Source organism: Corynebacterium uterequi, from assembly GCF_001021065.1.
GTDB classification, from domain to species: Bacteria; Actinomycetota; Actinomycetes; order Mycobacteriales; family Mycobacteriaceae; genus Corynebacterium; species Corynebacterium uterequi.
Window position 1 is genome coordinate 75,392 of the sequence record NZ_CP011546.1, and the last position, 26,280, is coordinate 101,671.

The window sequence follows — 26,280 nt, forward strand, 5'->3', positions numbered from 1 at the left end:
CTGCCGTGGCCCGTTAAGATCGGTCGCTATGAGTTCTGAGTTTTCCGCCTCTGACGGCCCGGCGGTGCAGCCGGAGCCCACGGAGGGCGGCCGAGCGCCCTCCCTCATCGACGCCACCTGCGAGGGCTTCGTCTACGACCTGGCCGCGTTGACCCCCTCCAGCGCCACCGCGTGGGGCATCGAGGGGTACGACGATCAGCTTGAGGACTTCTCGCCCGCCTACTTCGACGCCGTCGCCGAACGCATCCGCGACATGATCGCCGACGTCGACGCCCTCAACGACGGCACGGACGACTCCGACGACGAAGACGACTTCGACGAGGTCGACCACGTCACCGCCGCAATCCTCCTCGACCGCCTGGGCGTCGAGGTGGACCTGCACCACCGAGGCGAGTTCCTCGGCCAGCTCAACAACCTGTCCTCCCCGGTGCAGACCATCCGGGACACCCTCGTGCAGATGCCGAAGGACACCCCCGAGCAGCGCGATAACCTGCGTCGACGCCTGTCCCTCGTCGCCACCTCCCTCGCCGGCTACCGGGAGTCCCTGCTTCAGGCGGCGTCGCACGGCAGGATCGCCGCCCACCGGCAGATCGACGTCGTCATCGACCAATGCGAGACGCTGGCCGCCGCCGGCTCCCTCCTGGAGGACCTCGGGCTGGACCCCGACTCCAACGAGGTGGAGTCCGCCAAGGCCGCCTTCGCGGAGTTCGCCGACTGGCTCTCCACCGAGCTGGCCGGCAACGCGCCGCACGACGACGCCGTCGGCCGCGAACGCTACGAGCTGTTCTCCCACTACTTCGTCGGCGACCAAGTGGACCTCGACGAGGCCTACGAGTGGGGGCTGGAGCACCTGAGGGACATCGTCGAGCAGCAGGAGCACATCGCCGCCGAGCTCTACGGCCCCGACTGCGGCGTGCGGGCCGCCTACCGCAAGCTCAACAGCGAAGAGCGCTACACCATCCACGGCACCGACGCCCTCGTCGAGTGGATGCAGGCCACCGCCGACAGCACCATCGAGGCGCTGGGCGCCACCGAATTCCACATCCCCGAACAGCTGCGCAGCTTGCGCGCCCGCATTGACCCGGCCGGCACCGGCGGTATCTTCTACACCCCGCCCACCGACGGCTTCACCCGCCCCGGCCAGATGTGGTGGTCCGTCCCCGCAGGTCAGGACGTGTTCCACACCTGGCAGGAACTGACGACGGTCTTCCACGAGGGCGTGCCCGGCCACCACCTCCAACTCGGCCAGGCCATGCTCGAACCCGACCTCAACCTGTGGCGTCGGCTCGCCTGCTGGAACTCCGGCCACGGCGAAGGCTGGGCGCTCTACGCCGAGTCCCTCATGGACGAACTCGGCTACTTCGACGACCCCGGCATGCGCATGGGCTACCTGGACTCCCAGCGGCTGCGGGCCGCCCGCGTCGTCCTTGATATCGGCGTCCACCTGGGCAAGAAGGTCCCGGAGGGCAACGGGGTGTGGGACGGCTCCTACGCCAAGAGCTTCCTGCGCGATAACTCCGCCATGGACGAGGCGAATCTCGCCTTCGAGATCGACCGCTACCTCGGCTGGCCGGGCCAGGCCCCCTCCTACGCGCTGGGCCAGCGACTGTGGCGCGAGACCCGCGACGCCGCCCTCGCCCAGGGTCAGACCGCCCGCGAGTTCCACGCCAAGGCGCTATCGCTGGGCAGCGTCCCCATGTCGATCCTGCGCTCGGAGGTACTCGGCTAGTGGCCCGCTACCTCCTCGCCGCCTTGGGCCGCCCCTCGCAGGCCGCGCAGCCGCCCGCCGCGTTCGACGCCGAGTTGGCCGCGTCGGGCCGGCTTATCGTCGCCGCCGGCCTGGCGTCGCCCGACGACGCGGTCACCGTCACCCCCGAGGGGCAGCTCGGTGACGGCCCGGCGCAGCCGGCGGGACCTCACGTCCGGCGGTTCGGCATCGTCGACGTCGACAACCGCTCCGCCGCCGAGGCTCTGGCCGTCCGCGCCGCCAGCGCGTGCGGTTGCTCCGTGGAGCTGCGGCTACTGAAGGACTAGCCAGGCCGGCGCAAGATCCGCGGCAGCCACGCGGCGATCATGAGCACCGCGATCAGCCTGATGAGCTGTATCACTACCACGCCCGGGCCAGCTCCGCCTTCCGCGCCGAGCGCCAACACGGTTTCCAACGCGCCGGGCGTGGTGGCCAGGTACGCCTCGAAGTAGCTCATGCCCAACCACGCCGTGAGCACCCCCGCCGTCGCGGCGCAGGCCGCCATGACCGCCGCGATAAACGCGACGATGGCGGGAAGGTGGCGGGCGAAGGAGCGAAGCGCCGAGACGGACAGCGCCCCGCCACACACCCACCCAATGGTGACGAAGGCGGCGGTGCGCAGCGGCGCCGGCGGGGCCAAGGAGACGTCGAAGGCGGCCGACGCCGCCACCGTCAGCAGCAGCGGCGCGAACACGCTCGGCACCGGGATCCGGAGGCACCGGCCCACCGGGTCGCCGAGGACGACAATGAGCGCCAGGATCACCAGGGCCCACCACGGCTGCGCCGCGGCCTCCGCCGTCGCGGCCGACGTCGGCGTCGCCAGCAGTGCCGCGGCCAACGGCAGCGTCACCGACACCACGAGCAGGCGCAGGTACTGTCCGAGGACCACGAATCGGACGTCGGCCTTGAGCTCCGTGGCGATGGCAGGCATGACGCTAGCGCCGCCGGCCAGCATGGACAGCACGGCGCTGGGCAGGGAGATATCCCGGTGCCAGCGGTGCAGCAGGTGCCCGCCCGCCAGGCCAATACCCACGGTCACCGCGGCGACGAACAGGCCCGCTGGCAGCAGCGGGAGAAACTGCGACGCCTCGACGCGCACGAGCGGCAACGCCGCGATGACGCCGATGACCGCCCGGCACAGCCGGTACACGTGCTCGTTGACCACCAGCTCCCGACCGGTGGCGGAGGCGACCACGCCGGCGCCGAGGATGCCTGCCAGGATCCACTCCGCCGGAACCGCCAGCGCGGTGAGGATCAACCCGGCGGCGACGGTGAGCACCCCGGCGAGCGCCCAGCGCGTCACGACACCACCTCCGGCCACGGGTGTTTCGGGTAGCGGCCCCGCATCTCCTTGCGTACCTGCTGGTACGGCCCCGCCCAGAAGCTGGCCAGGTCATCCGTCACGGCGAGCGGGCGGGCGGCAGGGGAGAGCAGGTGGAACTGCACCCGGATCCCGGCGACCAGCGGGGACTCGTCGAGCCCGAAGCAGTCCTGCAGCTTGACGCGCACGACCGGCCGCCCGTCGCCGTACTCGATCCGTGGCCGACGCCCACTGGGCAGCGCAAGCGTATCCGGGGCAAGCTCCTCAAGCCGCGCCGCCTCCGGCCAGGGCAGCAGCCGCTGGAAGATGGGGTAGGGATCAATCTTCGCGATGGGCGTGCCGCCGGCGAGCTGCTGGATCTCCGGCGAAAGATCGACCGGTGCTGATATGTCTGGCCAGGGGGCGCCGAGGGTGGCGTGGAGAAACGCCAACCGGTCTCGCAGCTGCTCGGCACGCTGGGAAAGCGGAAAATCAGCTAGGGTCACCGACCCGGCCAGCGCGTGTGCCGCCTCCTCTCGCGACAGCGCCACCGGCGTGGAGCTGAGCTCGATGGCACCGACGCGACGCACTCGGCGGCCGCGGACGGCACCGTCGCGTACCTCGGCGATCGTGTCCTCGGTCAACCCGACGGCCGCGATCGCCTGCTCCTCGGTCAGCCGGGCGGCCGCCCGGATGCTCGCCCCGGAACCCGAGCGCGAGACCTCGGCAACCGCCAGCCACGCCGCGCCGCCGAGCCCCAGCCCTTCCGGCAGCCGGGCTCGTGTCCCCGAGGCCAGCAGGTAATCCCGCTGGCCCATGTGGCGGGCGACCTGGTTCGGGAAGGCGGCCGCCACCACCTGCCCGGGGCTGACGTCACGGCCCGGCCCCACCAGCTGGGCCAGACGCCGCACCTGCCGCCGGTCTGGCACTGCCCGGGCGAGGTCCCCGCGAGGGGAGTCGCCCAACACCGCGACAATGTCCGCCGCCGGACGGCCGAAACGCAGCAGCGCGGAACCGAGGCGCGGGTCAACGGGCAGCTCGGCCAATCGTCGGCCGTGATCGGTGACACCGCCGTCGGCGTCGACGGCCCCGAGGCGGCGCAGGGTGGCCTCGGCGTCGGTGATTGCGGGCGCCGGCGGTGCGTCGAGCAGCGGGAGCCCCTCCCCGCGTGGGGTGCCCCAGGCCGCCAGCGTCAGCGCCGCATCGGTGAGGTCGGACGTGGCGATCTCGGGGGTGATGTGCGGGGCGAAGTGGTGGTAATCGGACTCGGAGTAGGCGCGGATAACGAGCCCGGGGCCCTCGCGCCCGGCTCGCCCGGCCCGCTGATCTGCCGTCGAGGCCGCCGACGACAGCGTCACCAGGCCCGTCATCGCCCGCGCGGCGTCACGCCGGGGAACCCGGGACAGTCCGGAGTCGACCACCACCCGCACTCCCGGAACCGTCAGCGCCGACTCAGCGACCGCGGTCGAAACCACAATGCGTGGCTGGTCCGACGGCTGCAGCGCCCGATCCTGCTCCCGGGAGGACAGCCGGCCGTGCAGCGGTAACGCCGCCGGCCCTGCCGCTGCGACGACCCGTTCGACCTCCCGCACCCCAGGAACGAAGACGAGCGCCGAGTGTCCCGTTTCGGCCACCGCTGCCCGCGCCGACGCGGCCAGGTGGTCGTAGAACTCCGGGCTTCGCTGCGCCCGGCCGGGATGAGGGCGATAGTCAAAGGTCAGAGGGTGCGTTACCGCCGGCGTGGTGAGGACGGGTGCGCCGCCCAGCACCTGCTGGTAGCGGGCGACGTCGAGCGTGGCGGACATCGCCACCACCACGAGGTCCTCGCGCAGCTGCACCAGTTCGGCAAGCATCGCCAACACCAGATCTGTTTCCAGTTGACGCTCGTGGACCTCGTCGACGATCACCCCGTTCACCCCGGCCAGCTCCGGGTCGCTGAGCAACCGGCGCAACAGCACGCCCGGGGTCATGAAATGAACCTGCGACCCTCGTCGATGTTCGCCTCGGATGCTGTAGCCCACACGGTCACCCAGCTCGCTGCCGTCGAGTTGCGCAAGTCGCCTGGCCGCTGCCCGCACCGCGACCCGCCGCGGGCCGGTGACGAGCACCGTACCGCCGACGGCATTAGCCAGCGCCGGCGGAAGCAGGGTGGTCTTGCCCGTTCCCGGCGGTGCCTCGACCACGAGCGTCGACCCCAGCAGCCCAGGCAGCCGGGCGATGGTGCCGGCGACGGGCAGGCCGGCACCGATGTGATCGAGGTCAAAGGCGCGGCTAGGCATCGAGTTCGTCGCGCTCCAACGGCGAGTCCGGGGTGTTGAGGCGGCGCAGCAACCGCGCCGGAACCCCACCCATCAGGCTGTCATCAGGCACGTCCGAGGTCACCACCGCTCCGGCGGCAATGACGCAGCGGTCGCCAATCGTGACCCCCGGCATGACCGACACCCGGGACCCTAACCAACAATCCTCGCCGATGACGATCGGTAAACCCCGCTCCCAGCCGGCGCGGCGCATCTCTAGATCGTTGACCGGGTGCGTGGCGGTGATGAGCTCGACGTTGGGGCCGATCATCGTGCGCGCCCCCACGGTGACCGGTGCGACGTCGACAATCGTGGCGCCAACGTTGACGTAGCAGCCCTCGCCGAAGGTGACATTGCAGCCGTATTCGAGGTACAGCGGCGCCCACATGTCGGGCACCGCGGAGCCCTCGCTCAGCAGCTCGGCGAGCAAGGCCTGGTGCCGCTGTCCGTCCATGTTGTTGAGCCGGTTGAGCTCGGCGATACGAGGGCGGGTGTAGGCGTGGGCGCGGTCGAATTCCTCGCCGTCAGCGATGTACCACTGCCCGGCGCTCATCCGCTCAAAGGTACGGAAGCCCGGGTCGCGGTAAAACTCGGAGTCCCTATCGATGCGTGGGTCACTCATGGCCATATTGTGCCTGACGCTAGGCGACGCTCACCCCATTACGGCCTAGGAGGTGCTCGGTGAGCACCGGGGCGCTGCGGTGGTGGCTGGTATACAGCGCGTCGCCAACAGCGAAGTAGGTGATGTCCGGGTCCTGCGGGTCCACCCAAATGGTCATCAAACCGTCCGAGACCATGGAATGGCACGCCGAACAGAGCATGATGAGGTTGAGCGTGTCCGTCGGCCCGCCGGCGCTGTGGTCGACGATGTGGTGGGCCTGTAACCAGCGGCGATGCGTGCACCCCGGGGCGGCGCACTGGCCGCCAGTGAGCGTGAGAAGGGCCTTAATCTGGCTGTCGGTGGCGAATCGGGACGGCGAACTCAGCGACGTCGGGTTGCCATGGCGGTCCATCAGGAGGGTGCGTACCTTCGAGTTGATCACGGTCTGGAGGAGAGCGTCGGCCGGGCCTGCGGCCAGGTCATTCTGGGTGCGCAGACGGCCATCGGCATCGGCGACGTACACCACCTCCGCGCCCGGGGCCCGCACCGCGGAGCTCCGCGCGGAACGCACGATGGAGAGCATGTTAAGGAAGGACCCCAGGAGCTTTGTGCCCGGCGGCGGGCCGAAGCGGCTGGCCACGGGCGTTACCGGCTCGTGAGCGGCGAGAGCTGCGTCTATTTCCTCGTCATCCGCGGGTGGGTCGGTGTAGCCGCTCAGCTCGCCGATCTTGAGCGCAGAGAGCAATTCCGCAGCATGGGTGGGGCGCAGCCGTGCGCTGAGCCGAACCCACCCGTCGGGTTCCTTGCTCACAGATACGGATTCCTTCTTCGGTGAGTCCTTGGGAGCGACGCCCGCCAGGGCGTCCTTCAGCTCCGCCGGAGTGAGCGTGACGGCGGCGGCGACGATGGCTTCCTCGTCCTCCTCAGACGTGTCTGCCCCGATATACGACATGAGATAGCGGACTATCGAATAGGTCACTTGTGCGGCATAGAAAGCTCGTGCGAGGATTGGATGACCTCGAAGAAAGGTAGCAATACGGACCTGTTCGTAGGCGGTGGATTCGGCGATGTGATAGGTCCTGACCAGCCATGTCGCCGTCGACGGTGCGCAGTACAAGCGGGATAGGTTCCGGGCATGGAACTCGCCGATTGCCCTGATAAACTGCGCCTTTGAGCGTGTGTGCCGGCGGTGGTGCGTGTCGATAAGAAAGGTGAGGTCGTGAGCGCTGAGGTGTGTGAGCTCGTCGTTGTCCGTGGCCACCGTGATTCCCCCTGGTGAACTGGTGATCGCTTTTGTGTTCGATGTCAGTATAGGTAGAAAAAATGTTCTAGGCAAGGGGTGGGGTGAAAAAACTCGCTGTACGTTTCCTGTGAGTGACTATGCCGTGCATAGTGAGCGCCAGCCGTCGGCGCCGCCGCGCGCCCGGGGAGAGCCGCCCGGCAGCCCGGCAGCGCTGTACGTTTCCTGTGAGTGACTATGCCGTGCATAGTGAGCGCCAGCCGTCGGCGCCGCTGCGCGCCCGGGACCTGCCCAGTAGCCCGGGACCCACCAGGGCGCTCGGTAGAGTAAAGGGCATGGCACAACGCATCGCAGTGTCGGGCGGATCCATCAAGCTCGGCCAATTCATCAAACTTGCCAACCTCGTCGAGACCGGCGGGCAGGCCAAGGAGCTCATCGCAAGCGGTGCGGTGACCGTAGACGGCGCCGTCGAAACCCGCCGCGGCCGAACCCTGCGCGGGGAAGAGGAGGTGTGCGTCGAGGGCCTGAGCGCCGTCGTCGACACCAGCGGCACCGCCGAGGCTGACTACTTCGACGAAGCCACCGCCAACGATGACTTCGACCCCGAGAAGTGGAGGAACCTCTAATGCCCGCCTTCCAAGCCCTCGACGGCATGCCTTACTGGGTGGAGCTGCACACCTCACAACTGGGCAAGGCCCGCTACTTCTACCAGCAGCTCCTGGGCTGGACGATCACCGCGGAACCGGGTGGAAACCTCATCGCCCGCAAAGAGGGGCTCCCGGTGGCCGGGATCGTTCCCGGGGCGGCCTCGAACACCTGGGTGACCTACTTCCTCGCCGACGACCTGGACCAATCGGTGCGCGACGTCGCCACCGCCGGCGGGCGCGTGCTCAGCGACCCGACGCCGACGAGCCTCGGGCGCATCGCCGTCGCCGCCGACGCCACCGGCGGGCTCTTCGGGCTCATCGAACCGGAGGGCGACGAGCGCTTCGTCGCCGCCGGGGAGCCCGGCACCGCCGTGTGGCATGACTACTCCTCGACGTCGAACTACACCGCCGCCGTCGCCTTCTACGAGGAACTCTTCGACTGGGCGACCGCCACCTTCACCGAGGGTGACTACTCCTACACCACCGCTCTCGCCGACGGCGCCGCCTTCGCGGGGCTGCGCGACGCCCACGCCCTGTTCCCCTCCGAGGTACCAAGCTTCTGGCAGTCCTTCCTGGGAGTAGCCGACGTCGCAGAGTGCTGCCGACGCGCCGTCGAACTCGGCGGGGACGTCATCCGAGCGCCCTTCGACGCCGAGTTCGGCCGGTTGGCCATCATCGCCGACCCCGCCGGCGCAACCTTCACCGTGTGCGAGGTGGCACCGCCCGTCGACGAGGCCGAGCTGCGGGAATCGGACGACCTTTTCTCGCTCTAGCGATAAACTATGCCGCGTGATTCTTCGACGCCCCGCCACGTGGCTCGCCGCGGCGATCGCCCTTGAGGTCGTAACCACCCTCACCCTCAAGGCGGCACTCATGCATCCCTGGCTGTACGTGGCCGTCGCGGCGGGCTACGTCGCGACGTTCTTCTGCCTGGACCGCACGCTACGGCTCGGCATGGCAGTGGGCCGCGCCTACGGCATCTGGGGAGCGATCGGCGTGGCGCTGACCGCGGTGCTCTCCGCCGTCTTCTTCGCCGAACCGCTGACCGGGCTCATGGGCGTCGGGATCGTGCTCATCATCGTCGGCGTGCTGCTCATTGAGCTCGGCGGCCCGAAGCCGCAGGAGGTCGCCTAAATGGATTGGCTGCTGCTCGCGCTGGCCATCGCCTCCGAAGTGACCGGCACGATGAGCCTGCGCGTCGCTGCCGGCGGTCGACGCCGACTCTACGCCGTGGTCGCTGTCGCCTACGTCGCGTCGTACGCCTTCCTCAGCGGCGCGCTCGCCTTGGGGATGCCGCTGGGCATGGCGTACGGCGTGTGGACCTCGGTGGGCGTGGTGCTCACGGCGTTGCTGGGCAAAGTTTTCTTCGGCGAAGCGTTGACCTGGGTCATGGGGCTAGGCATCGTGTGCGTCATCGCCGGAGTGATGCTCGTCGATCTGGGTGTGTCGAATCACGGTTAATGCAGTAGAGTGCCCCATCGTGAAAAAGTTGTGCGCTCTCCTCGTCGCCCTGGCCTGCCTCGTCGCGACGCCTGTGGCCCGGGCGGCCACCGCCGACGTTCCTGCCCGTACCCAAGCGGCCATCGTCTTCGAAGATGGACGTACCTCCCTGACCGCGAACGCCCACGAGTCCCGCTCTGGGCTGTCGCTGGTCAAGCTCTACCTCGGCTACTGGGTGCTGCAGCACGGCAGCCTGCACGACAAGGCGAGGGTCTCTGAGATGATCCGGGTCAGCCACGACGGCATCGCCACCGAGCTCGATCGCCGCTACCCGCAAGCCATCCCCAGCGTCATGCGGGATTTCCAGCTTCGGGACTCCTACTACTCCGGGTACTGGGGGTCCTCCACGACCTCGGCCTACGACGTCGCCCGGTTCGTCACTGCGATCCGCTACGAGCCGCTCGCGGCGCCCATCATCGACGGCATGGTCCGCGCCGCTCCCATCGCCGCGGACGGCTACGCGCAGAACTACGGAACGTCGACGATCCCTGGCGCGCAGGGCACCAAGTTCGGCTGGTCCGACGAGCGCACGACCAACGCCACCGTGTCCTTCGGGCCCGGCTGGGTCATCGCCACCCACACGTGGGGCTCGGCGGGGCTTAATACGGCCGACGCCCAGGTGGCGGCCTCCGAGCTCACGGCACCAGTGCCCGAGCCCGTGGCAGAACCGGCGCTAGACGCTGCGGAGGAACTCAGCAGTATCGCGGATACGCTGGCGGGCAACCTCGGGAGTGCTGATGCGGTGACTGGAGACGTACTCGAACTCCTCAGCGGCCGGTAGCTGCGGGCGGGCGGCGATCTCATCGTGGAGCGCCACCTGCAGCATCGTCCGCGGCAGCTCGACGGGCAGGGCGGCGTCGCCACGCACCGCGTCGGGGAGCCCGTCGAGCGAGGCAAGATCGGGGAACGTGAGCACGAGGGCGTCGGCGTGCGGGGCGAGCAGGGCGGCTAGCGCCCCGCCGGAGGAGTAGCCCCACACCGTCACCGAGCTGGCACCCTGCGTCCGGGCGTAGTCGACGGCGCGGACGACCGCGGCGCACATCTCGGGAACGGTGGCGGCCGGCGCGAGCGGGTGATCGACGTCGATGATCGTCGTGCCCGATAGTTCGGCCGCCGCCGCCACCTCAGGCCGCCACTGGAATTCCAGCGCCTCCCCGGAACCGCGCCACCAGCCGCCGGAGTGCAACGACACCGCCCACCGGCCAGTAGGCGAGGAAGGCCGGAAGACCACCGAGCTGAGCTCGGGAAGGTCCTCCACGGTCACGCCTGTGGTAAACGCCACTCCCGGCATCGAGTGGTCCACGGCCGAGCCGAGCAGGAGCATCGACGCGTGCGTGATGCGATCCGGTAGTTTGCCGACGTATCGGTCGGCCGGGTCCGGGTCCCCGTCCCCGCCCTTCCACGGAGGAGCGAAGGAGGGCAGCGGGTACGTGACGTCGAAGTAGTGCAGGAGCTGCTCAAGCTGGAGCTTGGGTGAGAGTTTCTTAGGTTCAGCCGACGAATCCATGCCGCCCAGACTAGCCTGAGAGGCACACTCTGGGAGAGGGAGACAACTATGATGAACCGAGAAGAATTTGCCCGCAAATTCGGCGGAATGACCCATATTATTGACGCCCTCGACATCGTGGGCGAGGACGGCTCGACCGCCATGACCTTCCTGCTTGGCCAGGACCAGGTAGAACGGCTCATCCAACTGCCGGTCAGTTTCCACGAGGAGCCGCCCGAGGAGGCGGCCCTGCTCGCCGAAACCACGTGCGGCTGGGCGGCGAGTGCCATGCACAACCCGGTGGCCGTCGCCGCGCTGATCCGCACCATTCTTGGCGACCGCGAGGTGGGGAAGGTCACCATTGAGGATGCGACGCGCCAGCGCTGCGTCGGCTATGCGCGCATCGACGGCGAGGAGACATCGTTCTTCCTGCGGGTTCCCAACCTGCCCTCCCGGGTGCGCAGCGCCGGCGTCGGCCACACCACGCCCAAGCTGCGCCTCATGCGGGGCGAGTCCGTGCTCGCGAACCTCACCCTGCACGACGCGCTCGGCTAGGGCTACCAGATGGTGACGCGCTCCTCGGGAGCCAGGGCGAAGCGAGAGTCGGCCAGCTGCGGCAAGGCGTCGTAGAACTCGTCGATGTTGGCGGCGATCTGGTTGCACCGGAACTCCGCCGGGGAGTGCGGGTCGATGGCCAGGTACTGCTGCTGCATCTCCGGGCGAATCGCCGTGCGCCACACGCGGGCCCAGGCGAGGAAGAGCCGCTGCATGCCGGTGAATTTAGCCCCGGCGAGCTCCTCGGAACCGCCGTCTACCTCGAAGGGGGCTTCGTCATCCGGCCCGTGGTCAGCCACCCACAACTGGTAGGCGATGACCGCGATCCCGAGACCGCCGAGGTCGCCGATGTTCTCACCGAGGGTGAACTCGCCGTTGACCCCCGGGGACTCGATGCCGGCGTCGACGAGCACCTGCGGCACCAGGCCGCTGAACTGGCCAACCAGGCGATCGGTCAGCTCCGTGAACGCGTCGCGGTCCTCGTCGGTCCACCAGTAGTTGAGGTTGCCGTGGCCGTCGTACTGCGAGCCTTGATCGTCGAAGGCGTGGCCAATCTCGTGGCCGATGACCGCACCGATGGCGCCGAAAAGCTCCGCGGCGTCGAAGGAAGGATCGTAGAACGGTGCCTGGAGGATAGCCGCGGGGAAGGTGATGTCATTGACCACCGGGTTGTAGAAGGCGTTGACGGTCTGCGGCGTGGTGACCCACTCGGTGCGGTCCGCCGGGGCACCGACTTTGCCCAGCTCGTAATTGTGGAGGAACTCGGCGCCGGCGCGGACGTTGGCCACCAAGTCGCTGCCGGCGGGGGAGAACTCCAGTCCCTCGTAGCTGCGCCACGTGTCCGGGTAGCCGATCTTCGGCGCCAGCAGGCTCAGCTTCTCCAGCGCCCGCCGCTTCGTGGTCTCGGTCATCCACGGCAGGGCGCTGATCCGGTGCTCGTAGGCGCGCAGCAGGTAGTCGACGAGCGTGAGCATCTCCTTCTTCGAACTCTCCGGGAAGTGCTCCGCCACGTAGGCCTTGCCCAGCTCTTGGCCCACGAAGGACTCCACCAGCGCCACGCCGCGCTTCCACCGGTCGCGTAGCTGCGTGGCCCCGGAGAGGCGGGTGCCGTAGAACTCGAAGTTCTTCTGGCCGATCTCCTCCGCGAGCACGCTGGCCCGGCTACGCAGGATGTGCCACGTCCCCCACAGCTGCCAATCGGCGAGGCGGTCGTCGGTGAGCAGGCCGGCCAGATGGTCGAGGTAGCTCGGCATCATCACCACGACGGTGCCGGACAGGCCCGCGTGCGCGAGGAGGGTGCGCACCGGCTCGGGCAGCTCCGACAACGCACCTGGGTTGTAGGTCTTGACCGCGTCGCGCGAGGACACCACGTCCCAGTGGCCTGCCGCAATGTCCGTTTCGAGCGCGACGATGCGTCGAGCCGCCACCTCCGGGCGCAGGCCGAACAGGCGCGCCGGGTCCAGGAAGTGCAGCATCTCACCGACGTGACGCTCGTAGGCGGCGAGGGTGTCGGCATGGGTGGCTTCCCGGTAGTAGGCCTCGTCAGGTAGACCCAGCCCAGATTGGACGACGTAGGCAATCGCGTCGACGGAGTTGGAGTCCTTTTCCACCCAGAACGTCACCGGCGCGGTGACCCCGATCCGCTCCAGGCGGCCAAGGTTCTTGACGAACTCCTTCGTGTTGCGCGCGGTGAGCAGCTCAAGGTCCTCGTCGAGGACGCCGATGCCGGCGGCCTCCACCCCGTCGGAGTCCATGAAGGACCTAAACAAGGTGCCCGCCCGGCCAGTGTCCGTGACCACCAGCTCGCGCACCTGCTCCTCCGCGCGATCGCGCAGGTTATGGAAGGTGCCGTCCACGCCGCGGTCGTCGGGGATGATGTGAGACTCAAGCCAGGGGCCGTTGACAAAGCGATAGAGGTCGTTCATACCTCCACACTAAACCCTGGAGACAGTATGGTGGCGGATATGACAACGGTTCTTGAGAGGTCCCACGGACTCACCTACCGGCTCACTCCACGGCGTTCCGGCGGCTACCTTTTGTTCGGCATCGTGGCGTTGATGCTTATTTTGGTCGTTCCCATCATCGTCAAGGCCGTGCTTCCCGGGGCGCCGCAGCCTCGGCCCGTCGTTATCTCCGGCGCCGGCGTCGAATGGGAATCCGCGCAGCTGCGCCTGGACGGCGAGCCTCTCGAATGCGTCACCTCGGAGCTGTCCATGATTAACTTCGGCTTCGACTGCGGCGCCGCGAGCGTCGACTCCATGGTCCTCACCGGGGTGAAGGACATCCAGAAGTCCGCGAAGCGAGCGATGCGCGCAGGCGGGGGCGGGATGATCGACCTCAGCGACGCCCGCACGGTGGAGCACGACGGATCCGTGCTCATCGTGGCGGAAGACGCGACGCTGGCCGGATTTGTCTACCCCGTGCCCGACGTCGGCCCGGACGCCTATTCCTACGCGCAGGTGGAGCTGCACTTCACCGACGAGGAGCTCGAACCCTGGCTGGAGTCCGTCTGGCAGGCCCTCGACGGCACCGACCTCCCCGCCCTCTTCCGCTCCGCGATTAACGAGGCATAGCGCATGAAACTCTTTGCCCGCATCCTCCTCGGCATATCGACCGCCGTCGGAGTGTTGATGATGCTCCTCAACATTGGCGTCAACATAGTCCTGTCCCCGATGGGGTTCGTCGTCGGCCTCGTCTGCGGCCTGCTGTACTCGCTCATCATCATCTTCGCGCTCACGCGCACCCCCCTGTGGCCTCGGATGAAGAGGGGATCGGCGTGGTACTTCGTCATCTCCGCCTTCGCCTGGGGCGGAGGCACCGGCATGATGATTATGCTGCCCACGGCCACCGCGTGGAACGACATGGTGCGGATCTTCGGCTGGGATAACGCCGCCGCCGCATTCAGCGGCGCCTACCCGGAGGAGCCCGCCAAGGCCTTCGGCGTCCTCATGATCCTGCTCGCCTTCCGGCAGCTCAACCGCCCGTGGCACGGAATGCTCGCCGGAATGCTGGTGGGCCTGGGCTTCGAGACGGTGGAGAACTTCGGCTACGGTGCCATGTTCGGCATCCTCGACGCCAATTCGGACCTTCACGGAGCGCTGGCCGGCTGGGGGCTGCGGCTCGTCGTCGGGCCGGCGCTGCACATCGTGTTCACCGGGGTGGTGGGCTGGGGCATCGGCCAGGCCCTCTACCGGGCGGACAAGTCCCTCGGCTGGCGGCTCGGCCAGGTCTTCGGCTGGTTGGCCTTCTCCGTGATGAACCACTTCCTGTGGAACTACGGCACGGAGGATATGGTTCTCGCCATCGTCACCATGATCATCGCCGCCGTGCTGCACTACCCGGTCTTCATCTGGCTGTTCATCACCGCCTGGCGGCAGGCCCGGGCCGACCACGGCTACGCGTACACGGATCGGCCGCTGGTGGCGCTGCCGGCCTAGTCCTCTTCCTCCTCCCAGACGAGCATGGTGCTGTCCTGCCACAGCCCGCCGCGGACCTCGTCGCGGTAATCGACGTGGGCCAGCGCCGGCGCCTGGCCGGTGGAGTCCACGCGCAGCTCGTAGCGGTGGAGAGCACCCCAGTCCTGGTGCCAGTCGTGGTTGAGGTAGCTGGGCACCTGGTACATCCGGTTCACCGCATCCGGGGTGATGAGCGCACCGCCGCCGGCGAAGTCCATGAAGGTGGTCAGCTCCGGCTCATTGACGTGATCCGGGGTGATGCGATACTCCGGGATCTCGGCCACGCCGGCGTAGTGCCGGAAGGAACGCTGGTGCGGGAACTGCAACGCCGTGACCCAGTCGAGCAGGCCCGGGGCGTCGGAGCCTATCACCTCCTCCAGTGGCGCAAGCGTCGGCACCCGCGGCGGGGTGAACGCCAGCCACTGATCCTTATCCGTCGACGTGTCCACCGCCCGCAGCCGCACCGCGTCCGCCTCGGCGGGCAGGGCGTCGAGCGGCAGCCGCAGGTTGCGCCACGCCGGCGCCGGGCCGATGTCGAGCATCTCCCGCTCGCCCAACAGCTCCACGCCGCCCGGCGTACTCCGGCCGTACTCCAGCAGGAAGGTCTGGCCGGGCTGCTCCACGCCGTTGGCGTCGTGGTGGTGGATCCGGCCCGCCACGGAGACGACGATGAGCGGGGCCTGCTCCGAGCGCGTCTCCGGCAGGCGATACCAGTGGCTCGTCGCCGCCGCGGCCGTCGCGGCCTCCGCGCGATAGGACCCGACGACGGGCACAATGCCGGGATCCAGGTTGAACGGCAAGCGGGCGTAGGAGCCGTTGACGCCGACCGTCGCCGCCTTCCGGGCGGTGTCCTGCGCGGGGTGCGCACTGGGGTGGGCGCTGGGGTGGGAGCCGCCGTCGGAGTCCGTCAGCGCCGCCATCTTCGCCTCCATCTTCATCGCCTCAGTGGCGTCCTCGGAGGAGAGATCCGCCGGGATGCCATTGGGAGTGAATCCCTGACTATCGGCGCCGGTGAGGGACTGTGCTAACTCGACGCCTCCCACCGGGGTGAGGAAGGAGGAGTCGGAATCGGTCTCCACCATCACGTCCTGGGCCAGGTAGGCGGTATTGCCGGTTAGGGCCCGGACGTTGCCCAGGCCCACCGAGTACGCCGGAAGTTGATCGACGAAGGCCTTGGCGAAAGACGCGGCGGAAAACCCGGACAGCAGCAGCGCGGCCACGAACACCTGCGCGCTGAGCAGGCCGTTGACGCGGTTCGACGCGGCGGCGGTGCTGTACGACGGGTCCTGGGATCGGCGGCTGTGATAGCGCAGGTGCTGGATGACCGCCACGGCCAGAATCACCAACCCCACCGCCAGGATGCCGTCGGCGAACTCGTAGCCCTTGAGCTGCGGTTTCTTATCCCACCACGGGATGCCGAAGTTGGAGATGTACCACCACGAGTTCCACCCGGTGAAGCTGGTCGCCAGCAGCAGCGTCGTCCCCGCCACCGCGTAGGTGCGCGCGTGAGCCGAGCGCAGCGCGAGCTGGCTGAGCACCACCCCGGCGAGGGCCCCGATGACCGGGGCGATGCCCGCATAAATGCCGAAGTGGTGCGTCCACTTCGTGGGGGTGAACATGAGGAAGAACACGCTCAGCGCGAAGATAACCATGAGGCGGATCGTCGGCCCCGCGGCCACCCCGGGGACCTTCCCGTGGCGGGCCAGGGAGTAGCACACCAGCACCACGCAGCACAGCAGCAGGAACATCGCGGCCCGGCGGGCGAGGGAGCCCTCGGAACCGGCGTAAAACAGGGTGGAATAGCGCAGCCACTCCATCGTCCAGTCCAGCGACGGACCCACCGCGGAACGCACCCTGGTCGATTCGAGCACGGTGCTCAGCGTCTGATCCGCAAACACCGGCACGAACACCGCCAGCCCGGCGGCGAGGAACGGGGACATGATCCCCAGCGTGACGAACCAGCGCGGCGACGTCGACGCGGCGAGCCGCTCGTGCAGCACCGCCACCAGCGACGGCAGTGACACGAGGAAGGCGCCGACGGCCATGAGACCCGTGGGCCCGCACGTCAAGGTCACCGCCGCGGCGACGACGCCCAGCGCGGCAGGCAATAGCCGCCGGGTGAGGATGCAGCGCTCGAAACACATCCAGGTCACTAGCGTGCCGAGCGCGATCACCGGTTCCGGGCGCAGGCCGTTGTTATAGGGGAACCAGAACACGAGGAAGACGAAGCCGGCCGTCCAATGCGCCAGCCGGCGAGACGCCATCCGCGAGCCGAGGTAGGGCAGCACCGAACGGGACAGGATCAGCCAGGTGCCGATGCCGGCCAGCAACGTCGGCAGCCGCATCCACAGCGAGTACGTGGCGACGTCGGCGAGCGCGCCGAGCAGAATGTAGTACGGGCTGCCGAAGGGCGCCTCGGGGGCGCCGTACCAGCGGTAATAGTTCGCCATGTAGCCGGCGTCGGAGGCGTTGCGGGCCATCGTGAGGATGAAGCCGTCGTCGGAGGTGTTCGCCCCGAAGACGTGCCAGAACAACAGCAACCCGACGATGACGGCGTCGAGGGCCGTCACCTGGCGCCACCGCGACGGCACCGCCACCCGCCGGGGGACGTCGATGCGGTCCTGGCGCCACAACGACCACAGGGAGACAAGCGCCAGCAGCGAGGCCACCCACATCGTGATCGTCTTCACCGCGGTGGGCCGGGAGGTGAAACGGGAATCCACGTCCACCTCGACGGCGAGGCCGGCGTCGACGAGCTCCGACGCGGCGTCGTCTTCGAGCTCCGAGTACACTCCCGTCACCTGGGGGCGCAAGTCCTCCTCGACGGTGGTGGTGCGCCCGGCCACCGACACCGTCACGGACGTGTGGGTGATGTCAAGGTCCAGCACGTCGTCTGGTTTAAGGTCGCGGACCTCGCGGGGGCTGAGCTCGGCGACCACCCGGCCCTGAGTGGACACGTTGAGGCCACCGCCGGCGGTGACCTGGACGAAGAGGCCACGGCTCGCCGCCTGCGGCCCGGAAGGCGGGATGGAACCGACGATGAGAGTCTCGTCCTCGCGCAGAGCGCCGACGGCGCCAAGCGGGATGCGCGCCCGCAACGCCTGGGGAGCGCCCGCGACGAGCGGCGCGTTCACCGAGCGGACCGAGGAATCCTGCGGCCAGGACACACTCGACTGCGTGTGCACCACCGGCAGCAGCGGGATCGCGAGGAAGAGGACGAAGGCCAGCAGGCCGGTGACGATCCCGAGGGTGCGCGCGGGGGACGCGGAGGTGTCGGCGGGCGGGCGCGGCGCAACTCGGGAATCCATAAGGCATCAGTGTAAAGGTGCCAGCGGGGGTGGTCGCGCTTAGGCGCGCGCGGTGACCACCACGAACTGATCTACCTCGGTGACGGTCCACAGCTCGGGATCATCGAACACTCGCGGGTTGAACGTGACCGGGTCGTGGCGAACATTGGGTTGATTGGGAAACAGGTTGCGGGCTAGGCCCAGCTGCCACTCGTCGCCGCCGCGCAGCAGGAACACCTGCGGTGGCCGCCACGGGCTCTTCGCCACCTCGGCGGCGAAGGCCGCGGGGGTCATTCCCGGCTCGTGGGAGCGGGCGGCCAGCTGCTCTATGAAGTCATTACGCTGAGAGAACTCGCCCAGCGGGTTCGCGTAATGGCTGGTCATCGCGTTGAAGCCGAGGTAGGGGTAGTAGGAGAGGAAGAGGTTTTCGTCGGTGAGCACCACCGTCTCGGTGGGGGAGTAGCCCGCGGCGCGGATGGCGTCGTCAATGCGCGGGTAGAACTGCACCCGGTTGGGCGCCTTGCGGTCACCGCGCTCACCGTAGCCGTCGGTATCCGAGTAGGCGAGGTCGATGAGGTGCTCCAGGCGCGCCGGGATGGTCTGGGCGTAGCTGAACCCCATGAGCACCAGCGCCACCGACACCGCCACGGCAGCGTTTCTCCCGTCGCCACGAGCCGATACCCACCGCAGCAGCGCCGCCAGCGCCCACACGCCACAGCACGCCACCGTGACCACGACGACGGTGCCGAGCCGGAAGCCGATGAGCGTGGTGCCCACCAGCGGAGCGAGCATGGAGCCCAACTCCCAGAGGTACAACACCGCCAACGCGATGAGGAAGGCGCGGGGTGTGGGCTCGCTGCGGCGCAGAACCAGGTAGCCGATGCCGGCCAGGCACAGCAACCCCACCAGTGTGGGCAGGAAGAACTGCACCGTGAACAGTGTGCCCTCCTCGGGCAAGTACTGCGCGGCGGTCGACTCTGCCACCTCGTCGCCGGTCAGGGTGCGCCACAGGTAGGGTGCCCAGGCGATGAGCGCCAGCAGCAGCGAGCCGAAACCCACCGCCAGCAGGTGTGTCAGCGACACCCGCCACGGCCGGGTGGCCACCGCCATTACGACTACGACGAGTGCCATCACCGCCGGGAAGAGGGTATAAAAGCAGGCCGCGACCCCGAGGAACACCGCCATCGCCGCCGTGGCGAACCACGATCCGCGCACCGCCCGGTCAGTGAGCACGATCGCCGGCGGGACCCCCATGGCGATGATCGCCGCGTAGGGTTCCGGGGCCGAGGCCACGAGGGTGAGCGCGGTCGTCGCCAGCGCCAGGGACGTAGCCAGCGGTAAGGAGCCGGTGAGCCGCTGCCACACCGGGACCAGCAGAGACGCGGCCGACGCCAACGACACGATGGCCCACGGCTGGTACACCGCCCAGCCCGGCATCCCCAGCGCCGCGGCCAGCCGGCCGCCCAGCCAGAACCACCCGATGGGGTAGTAGGAGGGCAGATCGGCGTAGTTCATGTCCTCGTTGTGCCAGGTCACCGCCATGCGGGTGAGGAACTGGGAACGAAACATCTGGTCGATCTGGATGCCGTCGAGGTAGAGCCTCGACGCAGCCAGCGGAATCGCCACCGCCGCAAAAACGAGCCCCGCCGGCGCCAGGTAAGCCACCGCGTAGGTCAGCCACCGCCGTATGCGCCCGGGGGAGGTAGCGCCGTAACGCCACCACAGCAGCAGCCCGGCGGTGACCATGATGAGCAGGAACATCGCCGCGCTGGCCAGCGCCCGCAGCACCATCGACGTGTTGAACGCCGGTAGGCTCACCGCCTTCAGCCCGACCCACCCGACAAACGCGAAGGCCGCAGCTCCTAGGCAGGCGGAGAGCATCCCGAGAAGGGTATGGGAGCGGGACAACGGATCCGGTCGGGTGGGCAACATGGCTAGATCGGCAACCGCTTCATGATCGGCGCGGGAATGTGCTGCAACACTAGGGTGACCAGCTCGAAGATGGGGTGCACGTAGAGGGTCTTCTTGCGGTGCAGGATCGCGTCCACCACGGCCTTACCGACGACGGGCACGTCGACGGTGAACGGGGCCTCCTCGACGTGTGCCGAGAGCTTCGTGCGCACCTGGCCGGGGCGGACGACGAGGACGTTGACGCCGTCGCCCTCCAGGGCCACGCCCAGCTGGGTGAAGAAGCCGTCGACGCCGGCCTTCGCGGAGCCATACGTGAAGTTGGAGCGGCGCACCTTCATGCCGGCCACGGAGCTCATGGCGACGATGGTGCCGTGGCCCTGGCGCTTAAAGTACTGGCCGAGCAGCACGCCAAAGGACACGTAGGCGGTGTAGTTGATGGCGGAGGACGCCACGGCCTTGGCCTGGTCCTGCCAGATTTCCTCCTGATCGCCCATGACGCCGAAGGCGACGATGGCGACGTCCACGTCACCGTGGGCGAAGGCCTGCTCGACGATCTCCGGGTGGGAGGCGGTATCCAGGGCGTCGAAGTCCAGCAGCTCGACGTCCGACGCGCCGGCGTTGATGACCTGCTCGGCGGCGGCTTCGAGGCCGTCCTCCTCGACGCGGCCCGCGAGGGTCACGCGGGCCGGGCCGCGGCTGAGGAACTCCTCAACGATGCCGAGGCCGATCTCCGAGGAGCCGCCCAGGAGCAGAATGTTCTGGGCCTGTCCTACTGCATTAAGCATGGTGATTCTCCTGTGTCGTTCTCGTTAGCGCAGCTCGAGGCGGCGGGACATGTCGGAGGCGAAGACGCCGTTCGGGTCGATCTCGTTGCGGGTGGCCAGCCAGCCGGCCATCTCCGGGTACATGGCGTGGAACTTCTCCGCCGACGTACGAGACTCCTTCGCCAGGTACAGGCGGCCACCGAACTGCATGACCTGTTCGTCGAGCTTGTCGAGGAAGGCGTGCAGGCCCTTGCGGATGGGGAAGTCCACGCACACGTTCCAGCCCGGCATCGGGTAGGACAGCGGGGCGCGGTTACCCTCGCCGAAGAGCTTGAACACGTTAAGCGCGGAGTAGTGGCCGGAGGCCTGGATGTCCTTGATGATCTGCTTGAACGGCTCCACCGCGTCCATCGGCACCACGAACTGGTACTGCAGGAAGCCGGCCGGGCCGTAGCCGCGGTTCCACTCGCCGATGAGGTCCAGCGGCTGGTAGAACTGCGTGAGGTTCTTCACCTTGTTCCGCGCCGGGGCGCCCATGAGGTAGTAGGCCTCGCCGATGGCCTGCAGCGTGAACTTGTTCATGGTGAAGGAGGGGAAGATGTCCGGCACCGTCATCAGCTGCGGGGCGTTGAACTTCAGCGGGTCCTTGGCCAGCTTCGGGGCCAGCTCCTCCAGCTGCGCCAGGGTGGCCAGCGAACCGCGGGAGATCGTGGCACGGCCCAGCTTCGGCTCCGGGGAGATTGCGTCGAACCACGCCGAAGAATAGGTGTAGTTCTTCTCGGAGCCGTCGGAGTGGAACTCGATGGTCTCATCGAGGGTGTCCGTGCGGTCCGTGTCCGCGATGAAGTAGGCCGTCTCCGTCTTCGTCATGCGGATCTTGGCCCGCAGGATAATGCCGGTCAGGCCCATGCCGCCGACGGTGGCCCAGAACAGCGTGCCCTCCGGGTCATCCGGGGAGCCCTCGGGGGTGAGGGTGAGCACGCGGCCGTCGGCCACGAGCAGCTGGATCTCGGTGACGTGGTCGCCGAAGGAGCCCGCCGAGTGGTGGTTCTTGCCGTGAATGTCGGGACCAATCGCACCACCGATGGTGACCTGGCGGGTGCCCGGCAGCACCGGAACCCACAGGCCGAAGGGAAGAGCGGCCTTCATGAGCTGGTCGAGGGTCACGCCGCCGTCGACGTCGACGATGGCGGTATCCGGGTCGATCGAGTGGATCCGGTTAAGCGGCTGCATATCGACGACGAGGCCGCCGCCGTTCTGCGCGGGGTCGCCGTAGGAGCGTCCCATGCCGCGGGCGATGATGCCGCGGCGGGCATGCTCGGGAAGCTCGGAATTACGATCGGCGACGTGCTTAACGGCGGCGATAATGGTCTCCGGGTCGGCGGTCGAGAGCACGTGGGCCGTCGACGGCGCGGTGCGCCCCCAGCCGTACAGGGACTTTTCGGTGGTGTGCAGTTCCATCCTTTCAGTCTACCGCGATGCTACAGATCCATGAGCTCCCGGATCTGCGCCGGCAGATCCTCCTGCGACTCGATAACCGGCCGGCCGGCCTCCTTATGCTGGCGCAACAGCTCATAGACTTCGCCCCGGGTGGCGCTGTCGAGAAAGGGCAGCTCCTGGGCCAGCAGCCGAACCATGAAGTCGCTCAACGGGGCGTCGACGCGGCGGGCGGCTTCGAAAGATCCGTGGCGGAGCTCATCGGGGTCAGGGGTGGGGTTCTTCATCCTCATGGGCCCCAAGGCTAGTCCCGCCGTCGCACGCGTTTACGGCTCACCAGGTAGGGTATAGCCCCATGGCAGGAAGCACCGCGGCACGCTCGTCGCTGAAATCCCAGCTCACCCGGTTTGTTGCCGTAGGTGTCCTCACCGCGGCGATTGATTATTCGCTGACGATGATCCTCATCGGCGTCGGCGCCAACCGGCAGCTGGCCAAGGCCTTCGGTTGGGTGTTCGGCACTATTGCCGCCTACCTGCTCAACTCCAAGTTCACCTTCGGCGCGGCGCTCTCCGGCAGCAAGGCCGCCGCGGTGCTCACCCTCTACGCTTCCACCTTCGCGGTGCAGAACTTCCTGTGGTGGGCCACCGACGTCCCCCTGCAGGCCCTCGGCTTCGACGGGGCCGTGAAGAACACCATCTCCTTCGTCATCGCGCAGGGCGTGGCGACGCTCACCAACTTCTTCATGCAACGCCTGCTCATCTTCCGGCCTAAGGGGTAGCCATCTCTTATTCACTGTCCTCGGCCATCAACGCGTTGGTCGACTCGCGGCGCACCTCGTCGCTGCGGGTTCAGGCCGCGCGCTTTACTATCGCCGGGGTGGGCTCGGCCTTCGTCGACGGGCTCGTGACCTGGCTGCTCCAGGTCGGCTTCGCGGTCGTCGATGGGGTCGCCGCCCGCACCGTCGGCTGGCTGGCGGGCACCCTCATGGCCTACGTCATCAACCGGCGCTGGACCTTCGGGGCGGACAGCTCCAAGCGGCGCTTCTCCGCCACGATGGTGGTCTACGCGCTGACCTACGTGGTCAACATCTCGCTCTACCGGTGGCTGTTTCCCACCTTCAACCACGACCTCGAGTGGGCACAGACGCCGGCGCTGCTCGCCGCCTTCGCGATTTCCCAGGCCGTGGCCACCGTCATCAACTTCGTCGTCCAGCGCCGGGTCATCTTCCGGGCTACACGCCGCAGACGTCGGGGATGACCTTGTCGTGGTTCGTCCACTGCTCGATGGCGTCGGCAATGGCTTCCGCGTAGGCCACCGCGCCGGGTGGAGTGGGGTGGATGTAATCGTCGCGAAGCAGGGAGTAGTCGTCCCGCGCCGCGTGGCACCAGTCGGCGATGTAGACGTTGTCGTGTTCCCGGGCCTCGGCGAGCAGTTCCGCTTCCGCCTCGGGCATGTACCAGCGGTCCCCGTAGGGCAGGACGTAGATGAGCAGCCGGTCGGGGCCGACGGTCTCGCGGATCCTGTCGAGCATGAGCTCGTCGCCCGCCCCGTAGGACGGCCCATTCGTGCCGAAGCCGAGGACCACCACGTCGCCCAGCGTGCCCGCGTCCGCCATGGCTTGCAGGATCGCCAGGCCGTCCTGGTAGTGCCGGCTCACGCCGCCGTCGACGGTGCTGCCCGGGAAGCGTGTGGTCAGCGCGTCGCTGGCGGCGAGCATGACGGAATCGCCGACGGCGGTGATCCGCGCGCCCTCCGGCGTGGGTCGCGGCGGCGTCGTCGGCGCGGCGGCGGTGTGCTGACGCTCCAACTCGGCGAGGTCGCGCTCCAGGGTGCTCGTCGACGGGGCGGTGACCAGCGCAAATCCGACGCCGGCGGCGGTCAGGGCCGCGACGACGGCGGTGGCGACGGGGTGGTGGGCGCGCAGCCAGCGGTACGACGCCCGGTAACCGTGACGCCGCACCGGGTTCTCCACGAGGCGGTACGACGCCTCGGAGAGCACTAGCGTGAGCGGCACCGCCAGCGCGCCGGGCAGCCACGACGGCTGCGGCGGCAGCAGGAAACCGGCTAGGACGACGATGGGCCAGTGCCACAGGTAGATAGAGAAGGAGCGCTGCCCCAGCCATCGCAGGGTGGACACCCGCAGCCACTCGTCGACGACGGTGTCCCCGCGCAGAACCCCCGCCATGGTGATGGCGGTGAGCACCACAGCGAGGAGGATACCGCCCTGGTAGGCGAAGGGGGACTGGTCCGACATCGTCGCCATGAGGACCACCACGCCGAGCAGCGCCAGCCCGGACACCCACTGCCCGGTCCGGCCGCCAGGCACGAAGGAGCGGTAGGTAGGGAAGCTGTCGGCGTCGTCCTCGCTGGCGGTACTTGTCACCCACACGGCCACAAAAGCCCCGATGAGCAGGCCAAAGGCGTGCGTGTCCGTGCCGTAGTACACCCGTGAGGGGTCCGCGCCCGGGGTGGGATCGAACAGGGCGGACATCCACCACGCCGACGCCCCCGCGGCCACCAGCGCCACGAAGCCCAACGCTCCCGAGCGGACCCGAGAGCGCCCGCCCAGGGCGAGCAACCCGATGACCAGCAGCGGCCACAGGACGTAGAACTGCTCCTCGATGGCCAGCGACCAGTAGTGGGCGGTGACCTGCACGCCCGAATCGGCGAAGTAGGACTGCCCCTGGGCGATCTGCACCCAGTTATTGACGAAGAGCGCGGTTCCGAGGAATTGGGTGCGCAGCTTCACCGCCGCGTCGCCGCCGATGAGCCCGGCCGCCACCGTCGTGACGAGCAGCACCGTCACCGCAAGCGGCACAATACGGCGCAGGCGCCGCGTCCAGAACCCCGCCAGGCTGATGGTGCCCGTCACCGCGCGTTCGCGCAGCAGCAGGGCGGTGATGAGGAAGCCGGAGAGGACGAAGAAGACGTCGACGCCCAGGAAGCCGCCCGGCAGCCAGTCGCCGAAGAAGTGGTAGAGCACTACCGCGGTGACGGCGACGCCGCGCAGCCCGTCGAGGCCCGGTACCTGGTTGATCCGGCCGCGGCGCCGGGCAGGGGAGGGGGTGGGCATGGGGCGTCAGTCCTTTACTAGTGGGTCGGTCCCCACGCGCTAGGGGCGACGGAAGTCCTGGTTCCGCCCGCGGCGCAGCAGCGACAACCAGCGGAAGAACTCCCGGGGGCTGCGCCGCTGCAGGAGGAAGAACCACCCGAAGCGCGCAATTTCTTGGAAGATCATAGTCCGATAGCCCGGTTGGCTGAGGACAAAACCACGGTTTCGGTAGGTGAAGAAACGTTTGAACTCGCCCTCGGGGTACTGGGCGTGGGCGCGCCCACCCATGATCGGGTGGAACTCCGAGACCCCCTCCGGGTGAAGGTAGCGGGCCTTGAGCGTGGTGCCGTAACGCAGCTTCGCCCGGGCCATGCGGTTGTGATAATCGACCTCGTCGCCGCGGATGAACAGGCGGTAGTCGGGCACGCCGATGACCTCCATCGCCTTCGTCGAGATCAGCGCCCCGTTGAACAGGGAGGCGTAGGACTCCACGAAGTCCCCCTCGAACTCGTCGACGCTGCGCAGCCAGGACACGCCCTGGCGCACGGGGAAGGCGGTGCGGGACGGGTCGTCGATGGAGCACACCAGCGGCGAAATCTCGTCGAGGCTGCGGGCGACCGCCTCGGCGAGCAGGACCTCCAGCGTGTCGAGGTCCCCGGGGCGGCCGTCGTCGTCGGCGCACCACACCGCGTCGGCCCCCAGCGCCAGCGCGTGCAGGAAACCGTAGGCGAAGCCGCCGGCCCCGCCCAGATTCGTGTGCGACGGCAGGTAGACCCCGCGGTCCCCGGCCAGCTCGTCAAGCAGCGCCGCCACGGCCGGGTCGGCGTCATTGTCGACGACGATGACCCACTGCACCGGCCTGGTCTGTCCCACAACCTGCGTCAGCGAGGCGCGCAGCAGCTCAACGCGCTGGTGAGTGACGATGACGGCGGCGACGGACGCGGTGGACTCAAGCGGCATGCGCCTCATTCTTGCACAGGCGCGCCGGCCGGAGAGCGACC

25 protein-coding genes are annotated in these 26,280 nt (G+C 68.4%); 12 read left to right on the forward strand and 13 right to left on the reverse strand.

The features are described 5' to 3' along the window. The first annotated feature begins 28 nt into the window (after positions 1-28). Positions 29-1,729, forward strand: a complete 1,701-nt coding sequence (locus CUTER_RS00335) for a DUF885 domain-containing protein (RefSeq protein WP_082121193.1) — start codon at positions 29-31, stop codon at positions 1,727-1,729. Then, positions 1,729-2,034: a hypothetical protein gene (locus CUTER_RS00340; protein WP_047258754.1), complete on the forward strand. Its 306-nt coding sequence runs from the start codon at positions 1,729-1,731 to the stop codon at positions 2,032-2,034. The genes CUTER_RS00335 and CUTER_RS00340 overlap by 1 nt, the downstream gene beginning before the upstream one ends. Here CUTER_RS00340 and CUTER_RS00345 read toward each other — a convergent pair. Genes CUTER_RS00345 through CUTER_RS00360 form a run of 4 tightly spaced genes read right to left on the reverse strand, consistent with a single transcriptional unit; the run spans position 2,031 to position 7,206 of the window. Continuing rightward, complete coding sequence (locus CUTER_RS00345; RefSeq protein ID WP_236684728.1) at positions 2,031-3,050, reverse strand: AbrB family transcriptional regulator; 1,020 nt, start codon at positions 3,048-3,050, stop codon at positions 2,031-2,033. The two genes, CUTER_RS00340 and CUTER_RS00345, sit on opposite strands and share 4 nt — an antisense overlap. After that, positions 3,047-5,326, reverse strand: coding sequence for an ATP-dependent RNA helicase (locus tag CUTER_RS00350; protein ID WP_047258756.1), 2,280 nt, complete (start codon positions 5,324-5,326; stop codon positions 3,047-3,049). Before CUTER_RS00350 ends, CUTER_RS00345 begins: the two co-directional genes overlap by 4 nt. After that, positions 5,319-5,966 (reverse strand): sugar O-acetyltransferase, encoded by a 648-nt coding sequence (locus tag CUTER_RS00355; RefSeq protein ID WP_236684729.1) that lies wholly within the window; start codon positions 5,964-5,966, stop codon positions 5,319-5,321. Before CUTER_RS00355 ends, CUTER_RS00350 begins: the two co-directional genes overlap by 8 nt. A 19-nt stretch (positions 5,967-5,985) precedes the next feature. Then, on the reverse strand, positions 5,986-7,206 hold the full coding sequence (locus tag CUTER_RS00360) for an HNH endonuclease signature motif containing protein (RefSeq protein ID WP_047258757.1): 1,221 nt from the start codon (positions 7,204-7,206) through the stop codon (positions 5,986-5,988). A gap of 314 nt (positions 7,207-7,520) precedes the next feature. Between CUTER_RS00360 and CUTER_RS00365 the strand changes: the two genes are divergently transcribed. Genes CUTER_RS00365 through CUTER_RS00385 form a run of 5 tightly spaced genes read left to right on the forward strand, consistent with a single transcriptional unit; the run spans position 7,521 to position 10,113 of the window. After that, positions 7,521-7,811 (forward strand): RNA-binding S4 domain-containing protein, encoded by a 291-nt coding sequence (locus tag CUTER_RS00365; RefSeq protein ID WP_047258758.1) that lies wholly within the window; start codon positions 7,521-7,523, stop codon positions 7,809-7,811. Next, complete coding sequence (locus tag CUTER_RS00370; RefSeq protein WP_047258759.1) at positions 7,811-8,605, forward strand: VOC family protein; 795 nt, start codon at positions 7,811-7,813, stop codon at positions 8,603-8,605. The genes CUTER_RS00365 and CUTER_RS00370 overlap by 1 nt, the downstream gene beginning before the upstream one ends. A 16-nt stretch (positions 8,606-8,621) precedes the next feature. After that, the gene (locus CUTER_RS00375; RefSeq protein WP_236684730.1) at positions 8,622-8,966 is read left to right on the forward strand and encodes a DMT family transporter; all 345 of its coding nucleotides are present in this window, start codon (positions 8,622-8,624) and stop codon (positions 8,964-8,966) included. Continuing rightward, on the forward strand, positions 8,967-9,293 hold the full coding sequence (locus tag CUTER_RS00380; protein WP_047258760.1) for a DMT family transporter: 327 nt from the start codon (positions 8,967-8,969) through the stop codon (positions 9,291-9,293). It begins immediately after the preceding gene. 19 nt (positions 9,294-9,312) lie between these two features. Then, complete coding sequence (locus CUTER_RS00385) at positions 9,313-10,113, forward strand: hypothetical protein (protein WP_144412213.1); 801 nt, start codon at positions 9,313-9,315, stop codon at positions 10,111-10,113. On the opposite strand, the gene CUTER_RS00390 is transcribed toward CUTER_RS00385, so the two are convergent. After that, positions 10,006-10,839 carry an alpha/beta hydrolase gene (locus CUTER_RS00390; protein ID WP_052843952.1) on the reverse strand — a complete coding sequence of 278 codons (834 nt, stop codon included), beginning with the start codon at positions 10,837-10,839 and terminating at the stop codon, positions 10,006-10,008. The genes CUTER_RS00385 and CUTER_RS00390 overlap by 108 nt on opposite strands. Positions 10,840-10,887: 48 nt before the next feature. Between CUTER_RS00390 and CUTER_RS00395 the strand changes: the two genes are divergently transcribed. After that, positions 10,888-11,373 (forward strand): hypothetical protein, encoded by a 486-nt coding sequence (locus tag CUTER_RS00395; protein ID WP_144412214.1) that lies wholly within the window; start codon positions 10,888-10,890, stop codon positions 11,371-11,373. 2 nt (positions 11,374-11,375) lie between these two features. Here the strand turns inward: CUTER_RS00395 and CUTER_RS00400 are convergent, their stop codons facing one another. Further along, positions 11,376-13,298, reverse strand: coding sequence for a M13 family metallopeptidase (locus CUTER_RS00400; RefSeq protein ID WP_047258762.1), 1,923 nt, complete (start codon positions 13,296-13,298; stop codon positions 11,376-11,378). A 39-nt stretch (positions 13,299-13,337) separates the two neighbouring features. Here CUTER_RS00400 and CUTER_RS00405 point away from each other — a divergent pair, with 39 nt between their 5' ends. Next, positions 13,338-13,946, forward strand: coding sequence for a hypothetical protein (locus CUTER_RS00405; RefSeq protein WP_047258763.1), 609 nt, complete (start codon positions 13,338-13,340; stop codon positions 13,944-13,946). Between the two features lie 3 nt (positions 13,947-13,949). Beyond that, positions 13,950-14,810 carry a PrsW family intramembrane metalloprotease gene (locus tag CUTER_RS00410; RefSeq protein ID WP_047258764.1) on the forward strand — a complete coding sequence of 287 codons (861 nt, stop codon included), beginning with the start codon at positions 13,950-13,952 and terminating at the stop codon, positions 14,808-14,810. On the opposite strand, the gene CUTER_RS00415 is transcribed toward CUTER_RS00410, so the two are convergent. From CUTER_RS00415 to CUTER_RS00435, 5 genes are read right to left on the reverse strand one after another with little or no spacing between them, the layout of a single operon-like run. Then, positions 14,807-18,136 carry an arabinosyltransferase domain-containing protein gene (locus CUTER_RS00415; protein ID WP_047258765.1) on the reverse strand — a complete coding sequence of 1,110 codons (3,330 nt, stop codon included), beginning with the start codon at positions 18,134-18,136 and terminating at the stop codon, positions 14,807-14,809. The genes CUTER_RS00410 and CUTER_RS00415 overlap by 4 nt on opposite strands. A gap of 39 nt (positions 18,137-18,175) precedes the next feature. Then, a complete protein-coding gene (locus CUTER_RS00420; protein WP_082121378.1) occupies positions 18,176-19,996 on the reverse strand; it encodes an arabinofuranosyltransferase in 1,821 nt (606 codons plus the stop codon). A 53-nt stretch (positions 19,997-20,049) separates the two neighbouring features. Continuing rightward, a complete protein-coding gene (locus tag CUTER_RS00425) occupies positions 20,050-20,811 on the reverse strand; it encodes a decaprenylphospho-beta-D-erythro-pentofuranosid-2-ulose 2-reductase (RefSeq protein ID WP_047258767.1) in 762 nt (253 codons plus the stop codon). 24 nt (positions 20,812-20,835) lie between these two features. Further along, a complete protein-coding gene (locus CUTER_RS00430; protein ID WP_047258768.1) occupies positions 20,836-22,251 on the reverse strand; it encodes an FAD-binding oxidoreductase in 1,416 nt (471 codons plus the stop codon). Between the two features lie 20 nt (positions 22,252-22,271). Further along, positions 22,272-22,520: a hypothetical protein gene (locus tag CUTER_RS00435; RefSeq protein WP_047258769.1), complete on the reverse strand. Its 249-nt coding sequence runs from the start codon at positions 22,518-22,520 to the stop codon at positions 22,272-22,274. A gap of 62 nt (positions 22,521-22,582) precedes the next feature. Between CUTER_RS00435 and CUTER_RS00440 the strand changes: the two genes are divergently transcribed. Together CUTER_RS00440 and CUTER_RS00445 are read left to right on the forward strand one after the other, a co-directional pair. Next, positions 22,583-23,005 carry a GtrA family protein gene (locus CUTER_RS00440; protein WP_201775042.1) on the forward strand — a complete coding sequence of 141 codons (423 nt, stop codon included), beginning with the start codon at positions 22,583-22,585 and terminating at the stop codon, positions 23,003-23,005. A 35-nt stretch (positions 23,006-23,040) separates the two neighbouring features. Continuing rightward, positions 23,041-23,484 (forward strand): GtrA family protein, encoded by a 444-nt coding sequence (locus tag CUTER_RS00445; RefSeq protein WP_236684731.1) that lies wholly within the window; start codon positions 23,041-23,043, stop codon positions 23,482-23,484. Here CUTER_RS00445 and CUTER_RS00450 read toward each other — a convergent pair. Both CUTER_RS00450 and glfT1 read right to left on the reverse strand, forming a co-directional pair. After that, complete coding sequence (locus tag CUTER_RS00450) at positions 23,459-25,300, reverse strand: acyltransferase family protein (RefSeq protein WP_047258771.1); 1,842 nt, start codon at positions 25,298-25,300, stop codon at positions 23,459-23,461. The genes CUTER_RS00445 and CUTER_RS00450 overlap by 26 nt on opposite strands. A gap of 39 nt (positions 25,301-25,339) precedes the next feature. Then, positions 25,340-26,248 carry a galactofuranosyltransferase GlfT1 gene (gene glfT1 / locus CUTER_RS00455; protein ID WP_047258772.1) on the reverse strand — a complete coding sequence of 303 codons (909 nt, stop codon included), beginning with the start codon at positions 26,246-26,248 and terminating at the stop codon, positions 25,340-25,342. Between the last annotated feature and the right edge of the window lie 32 nt (positions 26,249-26,280).

What these genes read in the sequence shown, in the direction of transcription:
- CUTER_RS00335 (WP_082121193.1), top strand. Translation starts at nt 29, where the DNA reads ATGAGTTCTGAGTTTTCCGCCTCTGACGGCCCGGCGGTGCAGCCGGAG.
- CUTER_RS00350 (WP_047258756.1), bottom strand. Translation starts at nt 5,326, where the DNA reads ATGCCTAGCCGCGCCTTTGACCTCGATCACATCGGTGCCGGCCTGCCC.
- CUTER_RS00355 (WP_236684729.1), bottom strand. Translation starts at nt 5,966, where the DNA reads ATGAGTGACCCACGCATCGATAGGGACTCCGAGTTTTACCGCGACCCG.
- CUTER_RS00365 (WP_047258758.1), top strand. Translation starts at nt 7,521, where the DNA reads ATGGCACAACGCATCGCAGTGTCGGGCGGATCCATCAAGCTCGGCCAA.
- CUTER_RS00370 (WP_047258759.1), top strand. Translation starts at nt 7,811, where the DNA reads ATGCCCGCCTTCCAAGCCCTCGACGGCATGCCTTACTGGGTGGAGCTG.
- CUTER_RS00380 (WP_047258760.1), top strand. Translation starts at nt 8,967, where the DNA reads ATGGATTGGCTGCTGCTCGCGCTGGCCATCGCCTCCGAAGTGACCGGC.
- CUTER_RS00390 (WP_052843952.1), bottom strand. Translation starts at nt 10,839, where the DNA reads ATGGATTCGTCGGCTGAACCTAAGAAACTCTCACCCAAGCTCCAGCTT.
- CUTER_RS00395 (WP_144412214.1), top strand. Translation starts at nt 10,888, where the DNA reads ATGATGAACCGAGAAGAATTTGCCCGCAAATTCGGCGGAATGACCCAT.
- CUTER_RS00400 (WP_047258762.1), bottom strand. Translation starts at nt 13,298, where the DNA reads ATGAACGACCTCTATCGCTTTGTCAACGGCCCCTGGCTTGAGTCTCAC.
- CUTER_RS00405 (WP_047258763.1), top strand. Translation starts at nt 13,338, where the DNA reads ATGACAACGGTTCTTGAGAGGTCCCACGGACTCACCTACCGGCTCACT.
- CUTER_RS00410 (WP_047258764.1), top strand. Translation starts at nt 13,950, where the DNA reads ATGAAACTCTTTGCCCGCATCCTCCTCGGCATATCGACCGCCGTCGGA.
- CUTER_RS00415 (WP_047258765.1), bottom strand. Translation starts at nt 18,136, where the DNA reads ATGGATTCCCGAGTTGCGCCGCGCCCGCCCGCCGACACCTCCGCGTCC.
- CUTER_RS00420 (WP_082121378.1), bottom strand. Translation starts at nt 19,996, where the DNA reads ATGCTCTCCGCCTGCCTAGGAGCTGCGGCCTTCGCGTTTGTCGGGTGG.
- CUTER_RS00425 (WP_047258767.1), bottom strand. Translation starts at nt 20,811, where the DNA reads ATGCTTAATGCAGTAGGACAGGCCCAGAACATTCTGCTCCTGGGCGGC.
- CUTER_RS00430 (WP_047258768.1), bottom strand. Translation starts at nt 22,251, where the DNA reads ATGGAACTGCACACCACCGAAAAGTCCCTGTACGGCTGGGGGCGCACC.
- CUTER_RS00435 (WP_047258769.1), bottom strand. Translation starts at nt 22,520, where the DNA reads ATGAGGATGAAGAACCCCACCCCTGACCCCGATGAGCTCCGCCACGGA.
- CUTER_RS00440 (WP_201775042.1), top strand. Translation starts at nt 22,583, where the DNA reads ATGGCAGGAAGCACCGCGGCACGCTCGTCGCTGAAATCCCAGCTCACC.
- CUTER_RS00450 (WP_047258771.1), bottom strand. Translation starts at nt 25,300, where the DNA reads ATGCCCACCCCCTCCCCTGCCCGGCGCCGCGGCCGGATCAACCAGGTA.
- glfT1 (WP_047258772.1), bottom strand. Translation starts at nt 26,248, where the DNA reads ATGAGGCGCATGCCGCTTGAGTCCACCGCGTCCGTCGCCGCCGTCATC.